This is a genomic window from Brevibacillus reuszeri, assembly GCF_002897295.1.
Classification (GTDB): Bacteria; Bacillota; Bacilli; order Brevibacillales; family Brevibacillaceae; genus Brevibacillus; species Brevibacillus reuszeri_A.
In genome coordinates this window covers 46792-64937 of sequence record NZ_BEXF01000020.1, presented here as the reverse complement: position 1 = coordinate 64937, position 18146 = coordinate 46792, and the positions used below count along the sequence as shown (strand labels likewise).

Genomic DNA, 18146 nt, shown 5'->3' with positions numbered 1-18146 from the left:
GCCTCCTTTCTGACTGTTTTGCAAGCAGGCGGACTTACCCGTGGAAAACAGGGGCAATGGAGTGGTAACATGGGAGGGAACCAACCTTTGAGGTGACAGCCATGTTCTTAATCGGAATTTTAGTCGTTGTAGCGATTTTTGGTGAACTGTTTCACCGCCTGAATCCGTGGAAAAAACCGGAGCCCCCTTATGAAGACCTGGTCGCGCAAATCAAATCAGCAGATTGGTACCTGGAGCTGTACGCTGATGAAGCATGCCGGCAAGTTCTCGAAAATGACCCACATGTTCACGCTTACTATGCAAGTACTTACGAAGCGAAGCGATTGCTTACCCAAGAGGGCTTTCAGCTGGGGCTGATTGACTATGTAAAGCAGCAAGCCTCGAAGGCATCCCCCTCCAGTCGCTGAAGGATACGTAAAAGCCGCTGCATCCTGACACGCAGCGGCCTTTTCCTCTTTCCTTATCCTTTTGCCCAAGCAATTCTGTGATCGATCAGCCGAGAAAGCCGGTAGACAACCGGAACAAAGCCTTGACGTGGCCAATAACGAGAGGATTGCAGATTCGTCATTCTCCAATCAGTCATGCAATAATGATAGCCTTTTTCTTTTGCATGGGCCAAGCCTCTCGTCGTTAACGCGAAATTTATCCCGCTTCCTCGGTACTCGGGCCGAGTCGCCGCGATCCCCAATTCGATACAGTGCTCTGGAGTCATCGTGAATGGATCACTGTCAGCTGGGAAGTAGGCCTGAAAGGAAATAATTTCTTCTCCCTTTTTCGCAATCCACAGATCGACCTGCGGATCATCGACCAGCCCTGAATAACCATCGCGAATCTTTTGTGCGTCTTCGGGCAATGCTACGCCGAACACAGGCGATTTTGCTTGATAAGTCCTGATCAGCGATGATACGTCTGCAATCGCCTCACGATCGTCGGGCGTCGCCAAGCGAAGCTCCACTCCCTCCACCCACAATGAGGAGGCACTCAGCTGAAGCTCCTCTAATGAGAGCAGACCATGTACCTGCTCATGACCAAACCCGAGACAAAACCATGTCTGTAACAGCTCCGGATTACCGGCTGGCAACAGTGCGCAATGGTAAAAATATCCCTCATCCACCCATTCCTGGGCCGCTGCTGCGTACAAATCCCGATACAGCTCTACAGGCTGTTCCGAAGCTATCGCCTGACCAGCCAAACTGATCCAAACGTGCCTGCCACGCATAGCATTTTCTTGTTTTTGACCGATGACATAGCCGACTAGCTTGTCATCGTCTAGCGCAGCTACTCCTGATACACCTGTTTTCTCCCACTCGCCCGTGAGAGCACGAATGGCTATTTCTTCTGCCTCCCCTTGACTTGGCAGCATAGGAATGGCTGCATTTGCTCGTTTTTGGCAGAGAGCGAGCAATCTCCCTGCCTCTGTGAGCCGATCTGTAGAAAAAGAAACGACTTTCAAAATGCTCATCCCCCCTCGCTCCTTTTGAAACCATTCCTACATACTTTCTGGATAGTCAAAGGAAGTTCCTTTTTGCTGAAAACAGCCTTGTAGCTTTCCATACAAAAAAGGCGCACCTGCTTTTGGCTGCTGCCAAGCGGTACACCTTATCTCTCGAATCGGTTCATTAGCGTTTTTGATGGTAGTGCTTGTAGGCGTCGAAGGATGCCTGCTCCTGGCAAGTAAAGCATTCTGTAGCATAGGATTCTGCCTGTTCGTTGATGGTTTGCCCGCAAGCAGCGCAGCATTTTGCTTCCAGATTGCGAAAGAAAGTAGTGATCGGCGTCATGATTTTAACCCCCCGTGTGTTGTTATCTGTATTGTATTACAACAGGAGCTGTTTTATAAAAGTTTGTTATAATACATTACGCCGCATTATCTTTCTCTCGCGCTCATTCTCTCTCGCTTGCTCTCTTTTTCGCTGTATTCATACATTTTTGCAAATTCGCAATCTGTTGTAACACAATGATCACAGCTCTGTTTTCCAGACTGGTTTAGCAGCCTTTTTAAATCAGCAAATTGAACAGATACGGATCATTTGTGATCTCTACATAGCTGATTCCATGCTGCTTCATTCGCGCCACCAGCGGCTGATAATCCGCCTGGCACTTCATCTCAATTCCCACTAATGCAGGTCCATTTTCTTTGTTGTTCTTCTTGGTGTATTCAAAACGCGTGATATCATCATGCGGCCCGAGCACCTTTTCCATAAACTCGCGCAACGCGCCTGCACGCTGTGGGAAGTGAATCACAAAATAGTGCTTCAATCCTTCGTGTAACAGCGAGCGCTCCTTGATTTCCTGCATCCGGTCAATATCGTTGTTACCCCCGCTGATGACACACACTACGTTTTTGCCGGCAATTTGCTCCCGGTAAAAGTCGAGCGCAGCGATGGACAAAGCGCCTGCTGGCTCCACCACAATCGCGTTGCTGTTATACAGATCAAGGATTGTTGTACATACTTTTCCTTCTGGCACCATTACGATGTCGTCCAGCACATCACGACAAAGTGACATGGTCAATTGCCCTACCTGTTTAACAGCCGCTCCATCGACAAATTTATCAATTTCATCCAAGGTCACCACGTCACCGAGCTCAAGCGCCGCTTTCATAGAAGCCGCTCCCGCAGGTTCTACCCCAATGATTTTCGTATCCGGGCTGATCCCTTTTACATACGTACCTACACCAGCTGCCAGTCCGCCCCCGCCAATGCTCATGAAAACAAAATCGGCAGGCTCCTCCATGTCATTCATGATTTCCAAGCCTACAGTGCCTTGTCCAGCAACTACAAGCGGATCATCAAACGGATGAACAAAGGTCCTCTCTTCCTGTATGCAATATTTCATCGCTTCTGCAAAAGAATCGTCAAACGTATCCCCAATCAGAACCACTTCCACATAAGATCCGCCGAACAGCTTCACCTGCGTGACCTTTTGCCGCGGAGTTGTCGTCGGCATAAAGATCGTTCCCTGAATTTTTAATTGATGACACGAATAAGCCACACCCTGTGCATGGTTCCCCGCACTGGCACATACAACACCATTTTCCCTCTCGCCTGACGAAAGATTGCGAATAAAATGATAAGCACCTCGGATTTTAAACGAACGTACTACTTGCAGGTCTTCTCGTTTCAAATACACATTGCAGCCATATCGTTCGGACAGGACCTTGTTTTTTTGTAGCGGTGTTTTTTCTACCACGTCTTTCAAGGCATGGTTGGCTACCACGATCTCTTCCACAGTTACTGTACTCATATATTGAATGCTCCTCCCAAAGGTGTCTCATGTCTCTATTGTCTCATGAAAAAGAAAAGCCCCCGCCCCGCCAGCAGCGCTTATATGCGCATGGCTGGCTGAGGCGAGGGCATCGCGGTACCACTCAGCTACTCTATTCCCCTCACGGAAAACAGACTTAGGGAAGTTCAACATGGGAACTCCCGTCTGGTAACGGAGACGAATCCGTTGTCCTTTACTAACAGAAATTAGCTTTCTCTTTTCTAGGACACTGCTCCAAGGTGATTTTCAAAACAGGCTGGCGATCATCCTTTCAGCACGAGGGACGACTCTCTGCAACGCTGCTCTCTGCTTTTACTCTTCCTTATCTACGCAACTAACGAACTATTCAAATTAGTTACAAATTATAAATGTACTCGTCCTAGTTGTCAAACGTTATGTCATCAAAGTTGAGGCGTTTGCCAGACGTTCCCGAGATGACGATTTTGAAACGGACGTTGCCTGTTTCGTTCACAGTAAAGCTCTGCTGCTGCAAAGCCCCGGTGCTGCTCTGCAGGCTGCTGACGTCCTGCCACGTCTGCCCGCCGTTTACCGATTTTTGCAGCTTCCACGTAGCGCCTGTATCTGTACCATAATTTGCATGGGAAATCGTGACCGTCGTTACGTTGCTTACATCAAACTTCATCGTGATTGAGCCAGCTGCTCGTGCTCTTACCGATTGACTGCCCAGCTTTTTATCCGCAGTCGTATTTCCTAACAGGGCATTATCCAAATTCCATGTGCCGCTCTCCAATGTCACATCTCCGGCTGCATAAGCTGCTTTTGTCCCTGTTTCAAAATCTTCGAATTCCTGGCCAGTACCCGGATTCGGCGTCGTACTCGAGTAACCATAAGAACCTTGTTTAAAAGTAGAAGCATCCCACCATTTGTAGCCAGCAGCAGGTGCCGCCCAAGGCTCTGGCACAGGCTCTGTTGAGGTTTGCGGATTTTCCATCGGCAACAGCTGTGTGACAGGACTTGGAGTAAAACCGGTCAACTGGTCAAAGCTCGTGTACGCCTCTGGTTCTGCCAGCCAATCGATCAGATTGACGAGAAGCTGGGCATCATCCTGCTCCTTGAATCCATCGTAAGTCTTTTTACTTGCGCCATTTTCCTCGCGCTTGTATTTTGGCGTAGCATCCTCAACAGGAGAGGAATCACCAATGAATGCTGCTTTTCCGCTTCCTGCCTTGGAAATCGCTACATAGGGTCCTTCGTTTACGCCGCCACCATTGTACACCCCTTGGTCTACGGCATTTGCCCACTTCACATTCGTAGTTGGCAAATAAACAATTCCTTTCGCTTTATCCGGATCGAGTATAGCCAGGGTCGAGCCAGCGTGCATCGCTACTGTGCTTACTCCGCTTGTAATCCCAAACGATTCACTTGCAGGCACGACGTTATTTGCCGTGATGTCGCCAAGGGCGTTGTATCGGAAACGGATGCCAAAGTTGGTTCCCAGCCAATCAGAGCTGTCTACATTTTGCATGGCAGCTGAATTGCGTTCTCCCGTGTCCATGCCTTGCGTTGGATCATTCCAGGCTCCGCGGCGATACCCGTTAAATACTTCATTTGCATCCCAGCGGTTTTTGTTGCGGTCTGCATTGTAATGATCCCCGATGAAGAAAATACTGCCGCCGTTTTGCACGTAATCAAGCATCGCCTGCTGTTCAGTGGTTTTATAAGGGATATTTGCTTCTCCGATAACGAATACCGCATAATCCTCCAAATCGCTCAGAGTGATCGGTGTCGTCTTGCGCAGCTCGGTAACATAATACCCTTCGTCCGCTAATGCTTCGCCAAAATCGGAAAATGCTCCGTCAATGACCCAGTCGGCTGCTCCCGCTGTCTGTCCATGCGTGTTATCAAAGAGAATTTTTTTGCTGTTGTTGTTATTTACGACTTTCGGCGTCAAAACAGGTGCTGGATCGAGTGGTCCCTCTGCCTTGGTGACAGTGGCGTTCGTCAGTGGCAGCGTAAAGATGCCTGTGAAGAGCGCAAGGGAGAGAAGAAAGGATGATAGCCGATGCTTTCTTTGCTTGGTCAAATGGTCCAACTCCTTTTGATAGGATAGAGAATTCCTCTAAAGATTACCATATTTATCCTGTAATTTTGCCCTATTAACATTGTTTTTACAAAATTTGGTTCTAATGACATAACTTTTTGAAAATGACTCCCAGTCCTTTGACATATCTCGTAGGTCGGGCTGATGAAACCAAAAAAAGATGAGGCCCGTGATCGGACCTCATCGTCATTTTCTTGCTATTATACTGCTTCGTAGATTTCTTCGTAACGCTTGCCGATTTCTTCGTCAGTCAAGCCAGCTTCACGCAGACGGCCAATCAGAGCATTTGCCCAGATTTCAGTGCGCTGTGCCATTTTCCCGTATTTTTTGGCTTCCTTTTCCTTACGCTTCGCACGGTCTTCCCCGTTGGATTTGAGGTTATCGAGGATGAACAGCATTTTCATGGTGTCATCTTCGTTCAAACCTGTCCAGTTGTCGTTCAGGAACGCAACCACATTTTTATAATAACCATCAAATTCGGCGAAGGAAATCTCGGAATCCATGTTGAGATATTCTTTCATTTTGTCAAATAGCTCTTGCATCTAGCGTCACAACTCCCTCGTTATTCTCCGCACTATTATAACAAAAACAGCTCAGGGGAGGAAGTTGCCATTATCTGTGACATCCTCTTCTGCTCTGCTTGGGTCTGTAGGGGGAATCCATGTATAATAGAAACCATCATGAAATAAGGAGAGCCACGCCCCATGAAGTCATCAGCCAAGCATCAAAAGGACGTCCGTCCCCGGGACGGAAAGCAAGAAGAGACGAAGCTCACTGTCGGTCAGCAAATGACCCTAACCATAAAAAGCCTGGGAATCAACGGCGAAGGGATTGGCTATTTTAAACGGAAAATTGTCTTCGTAGATAAAGCACTGCCAGGTGAAGTGATCCATGCACAAGTAACAGAGGTAAAAGAAAAATACGCCACAGCGCGATTATTGAAGGTCGTAGAAAAGTCACCTGCACGAACAAAAGCACCTTGTCCCGTGTACGAGGAGTGCGGCGGCTGCAGTCTACAGCATATGGATTACAAGGCGCAGCTCGCCTCGAAGCAGGAGCTTGTGATCGAATCGCTCCGCAAGTACGCCCGTTTGGAAAATCCGCCGGTAGCACCTACTATTGGCATGGACAACCCTTGGGGGTATCGAAACAAAGCTCAGTTTCAGGTCGGCAAACGGGACGGCAAGCTGGTCGCTGGACTGTATCAGACAGGTACGCATCAGCTTGTCGATTTGGAGACTTGCCAAGTGCAGCATGAAGCAACGACAGCCATCGTTCGCACTGCCAAGCAAATCATACAGAAGCTGGGTATTCCTGTATATGAGGAGCGCAAGCGAACTGGCGTCATTCGTACCGTAGTGGCCCGTGTCGCATTTGCCACAGGAGAAACACAGCTTACCCTCGTGACCGCTACCCAGGAGATTCCGCGTGTTAAGGAATTGATTCTGGAGCTGCGTACGCAACTGCCCGAGTTGGTCAGCATCGTGCAAAACGTCAACGCTCAAAAGACATCCGTCATCTTCGGCGAGACCACCCGTGAACTGTGGGGACGACCGTACATCGCAGAAAAGCTTGGCGAGCTTTCCTTTGACTTGTCTGCTCGTGCCTTTTTTCAGCTGAATCCTGAGCAAACTCACAAGCTGTACGATGAAGTAAAAAAAGCCGCCGGACTGACCGGCAGCGAGCTTTTGCTTGATTTGTATTGTGGGACTGGAACCATCTCCCTCTGGCTCGCTCCATTTGCCCGGGAAGTACGCGGAATTGAGCTGATTCCAGAGGCTGTAGAAGATGCCCGGAAAAATGCTGAGCGGAATCAGGCGACGAATGCCCAGTTTCATGTAGGGCGCGCTGAGGTATTGATGCCGCAGTGGGCCAAGCAAGGAGTGAAGCCCGACGTTGTTGTGGTCGATCCTCCGCGTACCGGATTGGACGATGCGCTGATCCGTTCCTTGCTTGAAGTTACCCCGAAGAAGATTGTGTATGTGTCCTGTAATCCGTCTACGCTTGCAAAGGATATTGGGAAGCTGCTGGCGAAGTATGAATTGAAGCATGTGCAGCCGGTGGATATGTTTCCGCATACGGCGCATGTGGAAGCAGTGACATTGCTTAAATGGAAGGGCACAAAATGATATCGCGCCCCTCGTAAGCTCAGTGGGATAAGGAATTCATAACATCGTTACGAATTTCCTTATCCTGTTGTCATTCGTTATCATTAATATACTGGGAATCAACATTTGAAAACATAGGAGGATACATGTCCTGGAGCAAATTGAAGCAACAACTAGAGAGTTTTCTCTGCCCTTCGTTACAGGGAAGGGTCGAATACCGCGCAACCAGTTACCGTTATTTACCTGATAAAGCAGGTATTTGTTACATTTCCGTAGATAAAAAGAACGTATTCAATATGAGTGATCGAACTAGCACGATCAAATGGTATCAAACCGAGCAGGAAATCAAGAATGATGCAGATATCCAAATCCCGATCACCAATGAAGAAATGGAAGCGGTCAGAGAAGAGACCAAGGGAATGGTTCCTGAGGATCGTCTAAAAGTCATTGCAAGAAATAGAAAAATAACAGAATATGCCAAGGAGCTTTTGTCAGCACAGGCTTCTTTAAGTAAATCAAATTTTAACGTTGTGGCTACTACGTTTTTATCTAGTTCGATAGAAGAAAGCATAGAGAGCCATGATATCTTATTGAATATTCTAGCCTTGGTGGACAGACGAGTTGGAAAAAAGCGGATTGTAAACATGTCCGAAAAGATAAAGCTAAAGCATCCCATTGTGCAGTATTTTTATGAACTACGGCTTCGTTCGTTATGAAAACTGGAATGGTCTTGACTCGTCTCAAAGTAGATTTCTTGTCATTTACTATCCATAAGTGGTCATAGATCATAAGGATCACCTGTCACTTGGACACGGTGGTGATGATTTCGAACTCATTCTTACGTAGCGGAGCGTGAAGCTCTGGAGTCAAGGAAAGAACATTAACCACAGAAGTGCACCCCAATTGTTAGTCGTGACTAACCAACTGGGGTGCACTTCATATTACTGCGGATTGAATGTTTGATTGATCCTTATTTTTTGGACGCTGCTTCAATATCTTTGAATGCCCAGTGAGTTGGTGGTACATCCGGCCAAGTTTGTCCACTTACATGATTCAACTGTTCCTCAGTCAGCAATCGATTCAGAATCGTTACCAATTCTGCACGCGTTAATTCTTTCTCTGGTAAGAACCTACCGTCCGGATAACCGGACACCAGTCCTTCTTTGCTAACCGCTGCAATCATCTGAGCCGACCAGTGATCGCCTGCTACATCGGAGAAGCTGTTATTCATCCCGTCATCTCTTAATCCGCGATATCTGAAGAGAATCACAGCCATTTCCTCACGGGTGACTCCATCTGTCGGATTAAACATACCGTTCGCATACCCGTTCATCAAACCTGCCTCGTTCGCACGTTTAATAGCATCGGCCGCCCAGTAGTTTTCAGCTACATCAAAAAAATACCCATTTACAGATGTTACTGGTTTGACCATGCCTGTATTTACCAGAATCATTGCCAATTCTGCACGAGTTACACTTCGATCCGGTTCGAAATTCCCACTTGTGTAGCCGTTCATATAGCCTTTTTGGTCATTCTTTTCATCACCTGCTTCTGGTGTACCTGTGCCACTTCCAAGGGTGCTATTTTCCCGATCGTTATTATTCTCGTTTTTATCTTTATCTCTATCCCTATCTCGATCTCTATCACGGTCTTTTTCCCGTTCAGCTTTCTCTAAAGCTTTTCTCGCTTTTTTCAGCGCAGCCAGCACTTCATCTACCTCACCCTGGGTGGCATGAGGGTCGGCAAGCACTTCGTCGGCTTCTCTCAACGCTTTTTCAAGAGCACGCCAGCTGGATTTCGTATAGTCAGCCTCATGCAAATCTTCATCTTTGATTTCGTCCACTTTTTCATCTAGCTTGCTCTTGTCTACAGTAGAGTCAGCTTGCTTTTTCAATCCTTGTCTCGCTTTTGTCAACGCAGCAAGCTCGGCATAGGCTTCGTCCTGGGTAGCATTTGGATCGTCTAACACGTCGTTGGCTTCTCTTAACGCTTCCTGCAACGTATCCCAGCTTGCTTTCGTATAGTCTTCTTCTAGCAAATTCTCATTGATGATTTCATTCACTTTTGCTTGCAATTTACTCTTGTCCACTTCAATTCCTTGCTCAATCAGTCCATCTCGTGCTGCTATCAACGCAGACGCCGCTCTATCCACCTCAACCTGGGTAGCAGATGAATCAGCCATTACCTTGTTTGCTTGTGTCCATGCATCCTGCAACGACTCCCAGCTTTCCGGTTTGTACGTAGCTTCCTCCAGATTTTCCGCATTGATTTTCGCCAGGGTGGACTGAAGGACACTTTTGTCGACCACTACCGGAATGTTGACGCGGATCAGGCCTTTTCTCGCATTTGTTAATTCAGTCAGTGCGTTACTGATATCGGCTTGTGTTGCGCTCGCGTTAGAAAGTACATCATTAGCAAGTGTCAACGCAGTCTGGAACACTTGCCAACTGGTGGCTGTATAAGCCGTAGACTTCAAATTCTCTGCTGTAATGGCGGTCACCTTTGCTTGCAGTTCAGACTTGTCAACGGGTGCTACCACGTTTTCAAGTCCACCATGTGCTGCGTTCAGCGCTGCTAACGCATCATCTACCTGTATTTGGGTCGCGCTCAGATTATTCAGCACAGTTTGAGCAGCTGTCAACGCGTTTTGCAAATCATTCCAGCTCGCTGGCGTGTAATCTGCTTCTAGCAGATGCTTATTGTTAATTTCGGTCACTTTTGCGTGTAGATCTGTTTTATTGACTAAAGCTGCTGTCACCGTGACAGTCAACGTATACACCGTGATCGTGCCGTTTTGCGCTTTTACATGGATCTCGATCACACGGGCAACGTCCGGAGTCAGGGGCAAACCAGTAATTGGCCCAAGAGGTTGGCTCACACTGTCTATTTTCACGGCTTGCAGTATCTGCGTGCTTGGTTCATCCAGTAGCCAGTTAACATTGATGCTACCCGTTCCATGCGGCACTTCCACACTGTAGCTATAGTCCGTTTTCACAAACCCGGACACTGGTGTGCCGTCGACGCTCAACGAGGACAAATATCCATTGCTTGCTGGCGCCTCCTCATTCACGGTGATGCTATACGTTTTCGTCGTTACGCCATCCTGTGCAGTTACGACAATCGGGATTTCTGTCGATCCGTCCGCATCCAACGTTACCGTGACCGCTGCGCCGTTGACACGGCTCGTGCCATTTAGCTTCATCGTCGCCGTTATATCCTGCAAAGTCGGGGTGATGGTCACAGAGGTTGTACCAAACGGAACCTCAACCGTATACTCCGTCGTATCCGATTTAAACGTCAGCACGCCCGGATTCACTTGCAAATCACTCAAATTCGCATTGTTCGACAGCACTCTCTTGACCATTAGTGTATACTTTGTGCTCGTGCCATCTTGCGCTTTCACACGGATCTCGATCACACGCACCTCGCCCAAATTCAGGGGAAAGCTGATCCCGGAGATCGGCGGCGATCCGAGCTGTAGGCTCGTACCATTTACTCTCAATTCTTGTAGCGTGCTACGTTCATCCGGTATCCAGCTCACATGGATGTCATCTGTTCCATACGGCACTTCCACACTGTAGCTATAGTTCGTTTTCACAAATCCAGACACTAGTGAGTCGTTGACGCTCAACGAGGACAAATATCCATTGCTTGCTGGCGCCTGCTTATTCACGGTGATGATATACGTTTTCGTTGTTATGCCATCCTGTGCGGTTACGACAATCGAGATATCTGTCGATCCATCCGCATCCAGCATTACCGAAGTCGCTTCTCCATTGGCTTGGCTCGTGCCATTTACCGTCAGCGTTGCCGTTATATCCTGCAAAGTCGGGGTGACGGTCACGGATGTTGTATCATACGGAACCTCAACCGTATAGTTCGGCGTAGCCGGGTTAAACGTCAAACTACCCGGCGTAACCGTTAAGTTGCTCAACGAAGCATTTGAGCTGATCGGAGGAACCGCAGCAGCCGATAAGAGAAGACCTGAACTGCCCGCTGCGATCGCTTTCCCGTTGGCGACTGCAATTGAGGTCACTGACTGCGCACTTCCGCGGGAGATCTCTGTGGTAAAAGTAGAGCCATCCGGAGAGGTCAGAATTGTTTGGCTAGTACCTCCTACATAAAACTGACCAGCCCCGTAAGAAACGGTAGCAAAGCTTATGGATTGGGTACCTGCCGGAGGCGTTTTTTCTACCCAGCTTTCGCCGTCATCCGATACGTAGAGATAACCTTCCAAACCGACGGCGACGAACTTGGCTCCGTTATAGGCAATCCCGTACAACTGTTTGCCCGGTGTTGCAGTATTGACCTTGTTCCATGTCTCGCCATCGTCTGATGCATAGATAGCACTGCGGTTGTCTGATGCCCTGCCTACTGCCAGAAACTTGCCTTGACCATATGTAACATCATTAAACCCGGCTGCACTACGGATCGAACGGTCAACCCAATTGTGACCATCGACCGAGGTCAGCAGTGTACCGCCTGAATCTCCCACCACAACAATCGTATCACCGTCGGTCGCGATCGAGACGAGCTTACCCGATTTGCCAGTAGTCTGCTCAACCCATTTGGTCACATCTACCGGATCCAGTCCGTCCGCCAGTGTGTAGACCTTCCCATTGCTGCATCCGGCGATCCACTGTGTTCCGACGTGCATCGCTTTGTTCACTTCACACGGAAAGGCCGTTTTACTGGAATGTCGTTCAAATGTAGTGCCGTCTGTAGACTTCCCGAAGTCTCCCGATTGTGAGAACAATAGCCAGGTTCCATTGCCGTACGCTATCTTATTCATGAAAGACGCACTAAAATCGTGGTTAACTGTGTTCCAAGTCGCTGCCATCGCGGATTGAACACCCAAACCCATTCCCAAGGAAACGGCAACCAACAATATACCCAGCGAAAACCGCATCATCCTCTGAATTTTTCTGAATAAAAGATTTAATTCCATTCATTTTCCTCCGTAAAAAAGTTTCATTTTCGCAAAGATTACAAACGTAATATCGATGAAGCTTCGGGGTTACAGGTTAAATGGATAAGCTTTTCGCAATTATAGTAGCAAAGCTCAAGGAGCTGTTCGTCCTACACTAACATAAATTATTCCAAATTAGTGTGATGTGAATTACAATTTGATAACTTTTACTACCAAAATCCAGACGACTATAGGTTTAGAAGGAAAGTCTTCTATATAGAAATGGAAATACTACTGCATCTTTAGTGTCTAAATTACTCACCCGAGCCTTACAATGAATGAATTGTTTCCGAAAACCATAATATTGCTGATACTTTTGAAAATGTTAAACTTATACTTACCCCAACAGATAGTGACGGTAATTTTTGGGAATTTATATCATTCAAATAAACCTTATAAAACAACAGCGGATGTTTATTATCAATTTCACGTTAGCGTAGGCACTCCAAAATTTATTCTTTCTCCTCAGATCCCTTTAGTTATCAACGAATTCAACAATTTGTTCCATTCTTAAAGAATTGAGTACAATTGAATGGTTACTTATCTGAGCAAGCTTACGAGCAAATGTTATATCAGAGATCCTATTTTCCATATAACTTACATCAACAACTAATTCAGCCGCTCAATGCCCCTAACCACTCAAAAATTTATATCAGTTACCTGTCTTTTCCCAGGTATGATGGAATTCTTTGGCCATATTTTTGACCACACAGTCGTGTAACTTTAATTTGTTAATGGTGATAATGGATACTTAAGGAGCCTCAAAAACAACACTTAAGTTAAGTTTCGTTGTTCCAAGTTAACACGATTTAAATGCTACCCGAAACGGCGCATGTGAAGGCAGTGACACTTTTAACGTTGAAATAGTTATAAGAGAAAAAGCTAAATTCCCTTGACACAACGGGAGTTTAGCCTTTTTCTTTTCTGATCAATGACAATTTTGCTCCAGTAGTCCCCAGTGGAAATATTCACCAAACCTTCTTTTGAATCGACGATTTCACTGTGCTTTAATTTAAGTAAAATAATATGGAAGAGGTGAGCAATTTTGTCATCGATCTTACTCGTGATTTTTTCTATTAATTTTGCTCTTTTCTGCTTGCATGAAATGGATGCAATAAGAGCTAAGGAATGGAAACTGTTTATCTTTTTGAAAGACATGGATGATAACCGTGCCTTCAAAACATTTACAATTCTCCATCTCCCACTGTATGCAATCCTACTATATTCGTTTATAAGCCACCACATCATCTCTTTTATCATTATCGATGTGTTTTTAATCATTCACTCCATACTACATTTTTTCTTTGAGAAGCATCCGAACAATAACTTTACGAACATGTACTCAAGAATGATTATATATCCAATGGGCGTACTAGGTGTCTTGCATCTTGTTGGACTGGTACTGTCCTGAAACTCCTTCTTACTTTCGCGCATTTCTTTCAGACTAAAAAACTATGAGGGAAAGTAGCCCTGCTTAAATATCTTGTACCATTCATTCAATTCATCGCCTATGAATACTCCCAATCTCTCCAAAATATCTCTTGAAAACTCTACTGCACCACTTCCATTCGCCGTAATTAGGTTCTCATCACGGACAGACTGAGCATCTACATAATGTTGATCTCCTCTGTAATTCGGAGCCCCTTGCTTCAAATAAGGCAGTGTATTGCCTGTATGTCTATGATTGTCCAAGTATCCGTGGTTTCCCAAAAAGGTGGTAGCATCGCAAATGGCTGCCACAGGAATATCCTTTTTCACACAGTAATCCACAATTACTTTTGCTTGCTGATTCTTTTCTTCTCTCCATCCCGTTCCACCAGGTATGATTAACATAGCGATTTCGAGATTTGGATTGAATCCTTTTACGCTATAATCTGGAAGTACTGTTAATCCCCCCATTGAAACCTTGGCTTCCTGATCAATGGCGATTGTCTTTACACGATATCCTGTTCCAGGCTTGTTTAGCTCTGAACTGACGTAACTGGCCTCCCAATCTGCAAAACCATCTGTTATGAAAATTAATACTTCCTTCAATGTGATTCCCTCCTAGTAAAACTTTGTATAAATGAATAGTAAAACAGCTTCACTGACAATTATGGTCAGGAAAGATAAATTTAGGTGGCGAGAAAATGAGCGCAAGTAACATTATTCACTTAACAAACTGGAGAAACATGGATTCAGTGAGAAAAACCGAAGCGTTGAAAGCATTAGAAGGATACAATGGACACGCCTTTACATTCAAAACGATGGAAACCTTTCATTCAGATCAAAACACGTTTACGACTGGCCTTTTTGAGCTAGCTGGAAATGAGTTCGTCTTTGTACCAGGCGCAACAGCTACACTGGGATGGAACCAGGTAGAAGAGCAAGATGAAATGATCTTATCTGCGATCCAAAAGGAGCTTGAAATTACAGGGGTTTCACAAAGTGCAGAGGCTTATTTGCAAAGCGTATTTTCACCACTGCGAGAAGTTGAAATCGCTCCAATGCTGGTAGAGAGAAATGTACAAAGAATAGACCCCAAGTCGGGTCATTTGGCTAACTACTATGAGATCAAAACGGACCTGGAGCGAAGTGGCTTCTCATTACCGACAGAAGAGGAATGGGAGTATTTATGTGGTGGAGGAACCTCGATGATTTTTAGTGATCACGTGGATCGCAAATTGATAGAAGATATTTGCAAAGAAAAACGCTATTACGCAGACCTTGAAAAGCCTAACCATTTTGGATTGTACATTGCTTACGAGCCCTATATATTTGAACTGGTAGACTCTCCTGTCATCTCCAAAGGCGGCGACGGCGGAACAGCTGCACATGGAGGCTATCATATCCTTGGAGTGCTGCCCATTTCCCCACATTATCGAGACGAAGTCATTCAAGAGCTCATGAGCAGCGATGGGGATTTCGATTGTGACGTTCACGCAAGACGAATTGTGCGAATTCAGTAAATCAAACATACCTTGCGAGCCGTACAACAAAGAGGGGCACTACTCCCCTCTTTTTGCGTTCTTCAAGGCCACGTGCCTGCCATCCCTAATAATCGCGCTGTAAACAAATTTCGGTAAGGCAGACTGTCTGCGCCAGCGTGATTTTTGCCCCTTGGCTACAGGAACGGTAAGAAGTCGATGCAGCCATTCCAAATTCAGCTTCTTCCATACTTCTGGTGTGGCCTTTACTTTTCCTGCGATTACGTCCAGGCTTCCCCCTACACCAAAAACGACCTTTACCCCATCCAGCTTGTGCTTATTCCTATAGATCCACTTGTCAGAGTAGGGAGCCCCCATCGCGACGATCAGTACATCTGGCCTGGTCTGCTGGATGCTTTGAAGAATTTGTCCCTCCTCTTCCTCGGTAAAAAAACCGTTATGACGACCGGCAACCACAACCTGCGGATAGTGTTTGCTGACCTCCTCAGCTGCTTTTTGGTTCGTTTCTTCATCTGTCCCTAGAAAAAAGAAGCTCCAGCTGTGCTCATTTCCTTTTTCTAACAGTCGAAGCAGCAAATCATAGCCAGTCACTCTCTCAGCAAGTGGCTCGCCTGTTCGTCTTGAGGCCATCACGATGCCGATTCCGTCTGGAGTGATCAGGTCTGCCTCTTTGACGATGGTTTGCAGCAGTTCGTCTGTTTGATAGGTGATGGTTATCTCTGGGTTCACCGTGATCAGATGGAACAGCTTGGACGGTTCTTGTTGAATATGCTCCGTCAATTGCTGTGTTGTTTCATGGAGGGTTAGCTTAGAAAAAGGTACTCCTAAAATTGTTACTGAGCCTTCCATATGATCACCTTTCATCCATGTGAATTAGAAGAATTTTACCATATACGCTGAACTTACGTCTTACCCTTAACAATTTGCTATGATATAAAAGATAGTAGAGTTGGTAATATTCGGGGGGTCACTCGCATGCTGCTTGAGGATCACATTACTGATTGGATCGAAGCCTACGATCGCAATGGCTATCTAAACGGATCTCTATTGATCGCATCAAACAACGAGGTCATCGTAAATCGCGGCTTCGGTCTGGCAAATCGGGAGCATCATGTCCCCAATACATCAACAACCAAATTCCGCATCGGATCCATGACAAAAGCGTTCACTGCGGTTGCCATTTTACAATTGCATGAAAAGCAAAAATTGAAGCTCCACGACCCCATCGCGAAGTATTTGCCTGCGTTTCCAAACGGCGAGCGAATCACCCTTTATCATTGCTTGACGAATACATCTGGGATTCCAAACTACACTAGTTTTCCTGACTTTTGGACGCGCACCATGAGGCTGCATTCCTCTCTGCACCAACTGATCTCTTCATTGAAAGAACATCCTCTGCATTTTGAACCAGGAAGCAGATTTGAATACTCGAACTCTGGCTATGCCATTTTAACGGCGATTATCGAAGCAGTATCAGGCATGTCCTATGCAGATTACATTCAGGAAAGCATTTGCCACCCGCTGGGAATGAATCATACGGGCTGTGATGATGGCAGAAAGGTCATCCCGAATCTTGCTTCTGGGTATTCCTTTTGGGAAGAACCGATTCATTCCGCTTATGCAGACATGTCTTTTCCTCTAGGAGCATATGGCTTGTATTCAACAACAGAGGACCTGTTTATTTGGGACAAAGCCTTGCTCTCATCCAGTCTGCTCCCTAAGGAACTGATAGAGCAATTGTTCACCCCTAATCTCGCTTCCTATGCATGTGGCTGGATGGTATCTGAGATTATCGGAAAAAAATGTACGCATCATTTTGGAGATATCAGTGGTTTCTGTAGCGATTTTCTCCGCTTTGTAGATGATCAAGCTACGATCATTTTTCTAAGCAATATGAATATCACCCCTGTGTCTCATCTAAGCCGAGAGATAGCCAAAATGATGTTTCAGGAAAATGTGTCCTTGCCACTTCCTGCGCGTCCCATCGACTTTCACGAGCAAGCTGCCTTGACGGGTTCCTATGTTATTGAAAAGGAGCCGGGGACGATATTGGACATCTCTGTAAAAAACAACGAGCTTTATTTGACTACTCCCAAAATGTACGGTGTATTCTATAAATTCAAGCTTGTCCCCATTCATCATGGTTCTTCACACACGATTTTTGTTACTGAGATGATCAATGAACAGCTTGTTTTTTCTTATTCAAAAGCAGGTGAGCTAGAAGGTCTTGTATATACAGACTACTACGGCAAAAAGCATCAGCTTCACAAGACAGACCAACTACCCAGATAAGTTAGGTGATAACAAATGACTACAACAACAACTACCCTCCCTCGCCTTGGAGTGGGAGCGGTTATCCTGAACGAACAAAACGAAATTTTGCTAGTATGGCGCAATCGAAATCCGGAAAAGGACACTTGGTGCATCCCTGGTGGCAAAGTAGATCCCTATGAAAAGCTGGAGGATTGCGTGATTCGCGAAATAAAAGAAGAAGTAGATCTCGAAGTAGAAGTAAAAGAGCTGCTCTGTACATCGGAAACGATCCGTCCTGAAAATAACGAGCATTGGGTATCTGCCATCTATGTGGTCACTGTGAAAAGCGGGGAGGCTCGCAATATGGAGCCGGGTGGAGCCATCGGGGATTTGAAATGGTTCCCCCTCAATCAATTACCTGAAAATCTCGCATGCTTTATGCTGCCTGCGATCGACAGCTTGAAAAAGAAAGGCATGTAAACTACTCCTCCAAGTGGATATGTCGATCACTTCTATTTGTTTGGAGGTCGGCTTTCATAGTCCTAGTCATGAGAACTTAT

15 protein-coding genes are annotated in these 18146 nt (G+C 46.1%); 7 read left to right on the top strand and 8 right to left on the bottom strand.

Going from position 1 to position 18146, the window contains the following annotated elements; translation table 11 throughout:
• Nucleotides 1-101: 101 nt before the first annotated feature.
• The gene (locus tag C3B52_RS25505; protein WP_103109197.1) at nucleotides 102-407 is read left to right on the top strand and encodes a hypothetical protein; all 306 of its coding nucleotides are present in this window, start codon (nucleotides 102-104) and stop codon (nucleotides 405-407) included.
• 53 nt (nucleotides 408-460) lie between these two features.
• Here the strand turns inward: C3B52_RS25505 and C3B52_RS25500 are convergent, their stop codons facing one another.
• The 5 genes from C3B52_RS25500 to C3B52_RS25480 form a co-directional block, all read right to left on the bottom strand.
• Complete coding sequence (locus C3B52_RS25500) at nucleotides 461-1462, bottom strand: GNAT family N-acetyltransferase (protein WP_235615861.1); 1002 nt, start codon at nucleotides 1460-1462, stop codon at nucleotides 461-463.
• Nucleotides 1463-1619: 157 nt separating this feature from the next.
• A complete protein-coding gene (gene yhfH, locus C3B52_RS25495; RefSeq protein WP_084765575.1) occupies nucleotides 1620-1781 on the bottom strand; it encodes a protein YhfH in 162 nt (53 codons plus the stop codon).
• Between the two features lie 217 nt (nucleotides 1782-1998).
• Complete coding sequence (ilvA, locus tag C3B52_RS25490; RefSeq protein WP_103109196.1) at nucleotides 1999-3246, bottom strand: threonine ammonia-lyase IlvA; 1248 nt, start codon at nucleotides 3244-3246, stop codon at nucleotides 1999-2001.
• Nucleotides 3247-3646: 400 nt separating this feature from the next.
• A complete protein-coding gene (locus C3B52_RS25485) occupies nucleotides 3647-5320 on the bottom strand; it encodes an Ig domain protein group 2 domain protein (RefSeq protein WP_373419745.1) in 1674 nt (557 codons plus the stop codon).
• Between the two features lie 209 nt (nucleotides 5321-5529).
• On the bottom strand, nucleotides 5530-5871 hold the full coding sequence (locus C3B52_RS25480; protein WP_103109195.1) for a hypothetical protein: 342 nt from the start codon (nucleotides 5869-5871) through the stop codon (nucleotides 5530-5532).
• Between the two features lie 162 nt (nucleotides 5872-6033).
• On the opposite strand from C3B52_RS25480, the gene rlmD reads away from it, so the two are divergent.
• Nucleotides 6034-7458 carry a 23S rRNA (uracil(1939)-C(5))-methyltransferase RlmD gene (gene rlmD, locus C3B52_RS25475; RefSeq protein ID WP_103109194.1) on the top strand — a complete coding sequence of 475 codons (1425 nt, stop codon included), beginning with the start codon at nucleotides 6034-6036 and terminating at the stop codon, nucleotides 7456-7458.
• Between the two features lie 125 nt (nucleotides 7459-7583).
• Nucleotides 7584-8153, top strand: a complete 570-nt coding sequence (locus tag C3B52_RS25470) for an SF0329 family protein (protein WP_103109193.1) — start codon at nucleotides 7584-7586, stop codon at nucleotides 8151-8153.
• A gap of 254 nt (nucleotides 8154-8407) precedes the next feature.
• On the opposite strand, the gene C3B52_RS25465 is transcribed toward C3B52_RS25470, so the two are convergent.
• Nucleotides 8408-12385 carry a cadherin-like beta sandwich domain-containing protein gene (locus C3B52_RS25465; protein WP_103109192.1) on the bottom strand — a complete coding sequence of 1326 codons (3978 nt, stop codon included), beginning with the start codon at nucleotides 12383-12385 and terminating at the stop codon, nucleotides 8408-8410.
• Between the two features lie 1126 nt (nucleotides 12386-13511).
• On the opposite strand from C3B52_RS25465, the gene C3B52_RS38100 reads away from it, so the two are divergent.
• Nucleotides 13512-13817 (top strand): DUF6713 family protein, encoded by a 306-nt coding sequence (locus C3B52_RS38100; RefSeq protein WP_306418834.1) that lies wholly within the window; start codon nucleotides 13512-13514, stop codon nucleotides 13815-13817.
• Between the two features lie 41 nt (nucleotides 13818-13858).
• On the opposite strand, the gene C3B52_RS25455 is transcribed toward C3B52_RS38100, so the two are convergent.
• The gene (locus C3B52_RS25455; RefSeq protein WP_103109190.1) at nucleotides 13859-14440 is read right to left on the bottom strand and encodes a type 1 glutamine amidotransferase family protein; all 582 of its coding nucleotides are present in this window, start codon (nucleotides 14438-14440) and stop codon (nucleotides 13859-13861) included.
• A gap of 95 nt (nucleotides 14441-14535) precedes the next feature.
• Between C3B52_RS25455 and C3B52_RS25450 the strand changes: the two genes are divergently transcribed.
• On the top strand, nucleotides 14536-15354 hold the full coding sequence (locus C3B52_RS25450; protein WP_103109189.1) for a hypothetical protein: 819 nt from the start codon (nucleotides 14536-14538) through the stop codon (nucleotides 15352-15354).
• Nucleotides 15355-15393: 39 nt separating this feature from the next.
• Here C3B52_RS25450 and C3B52_RS25445 read toward each other — a convergent pair whose 3' ends face one another.
• Nucleotides 15394-16197 carry a WecB/TagA/CpsF family glycosyltransferase gene (locus C3B52_RS25445; RefSeq protein ID WP_235615860.1) on the bottom strand — a complete coding sequence of 268 codons (804 nt, stop codon included), beginning with the start codon at nucleotides 16195-16197 and terminating at the stop codon, nucleotides 15394-15396.
• A gap of 111 nt (nucleotides 16198-16308) precedes the next feature.
• On the opposite strand from C3B52_RS25445, the gene C3B52_RS25440 reads away from it, so the two are divergent.
• Both C3B52_RS25440 and C3B52_RS25435 read left to right on the top strand, forming a co-directional pair.
• Nucleotides 16309-17625 (top strand): serine hydrolase domain-containing protein, encoded by a 1317-nt coding sequence (locus C3B52_RS25440; RefSeq protein ID WP_235615859.1) that lies wholly within the window; start codon nucleotides 16309-16311, stop codon nucleotides 17623-17625.
• A gap of 15 nt (nucleotides 17626-17640) precedes the next feature.
• Nucleotides 17641-18066, top strand: a complete 426-nt coding sequence (locus C3B52_RS25435; protein ID WP_103109187.1) for an NUDIX domain-containing protein — start codon at nucleotides 17641-17643, stop codon at nucleotides 18064-18066.
• The last annotated feature ends 80 nt before the right edge of the window (nucleotides 18067-18146 follow it).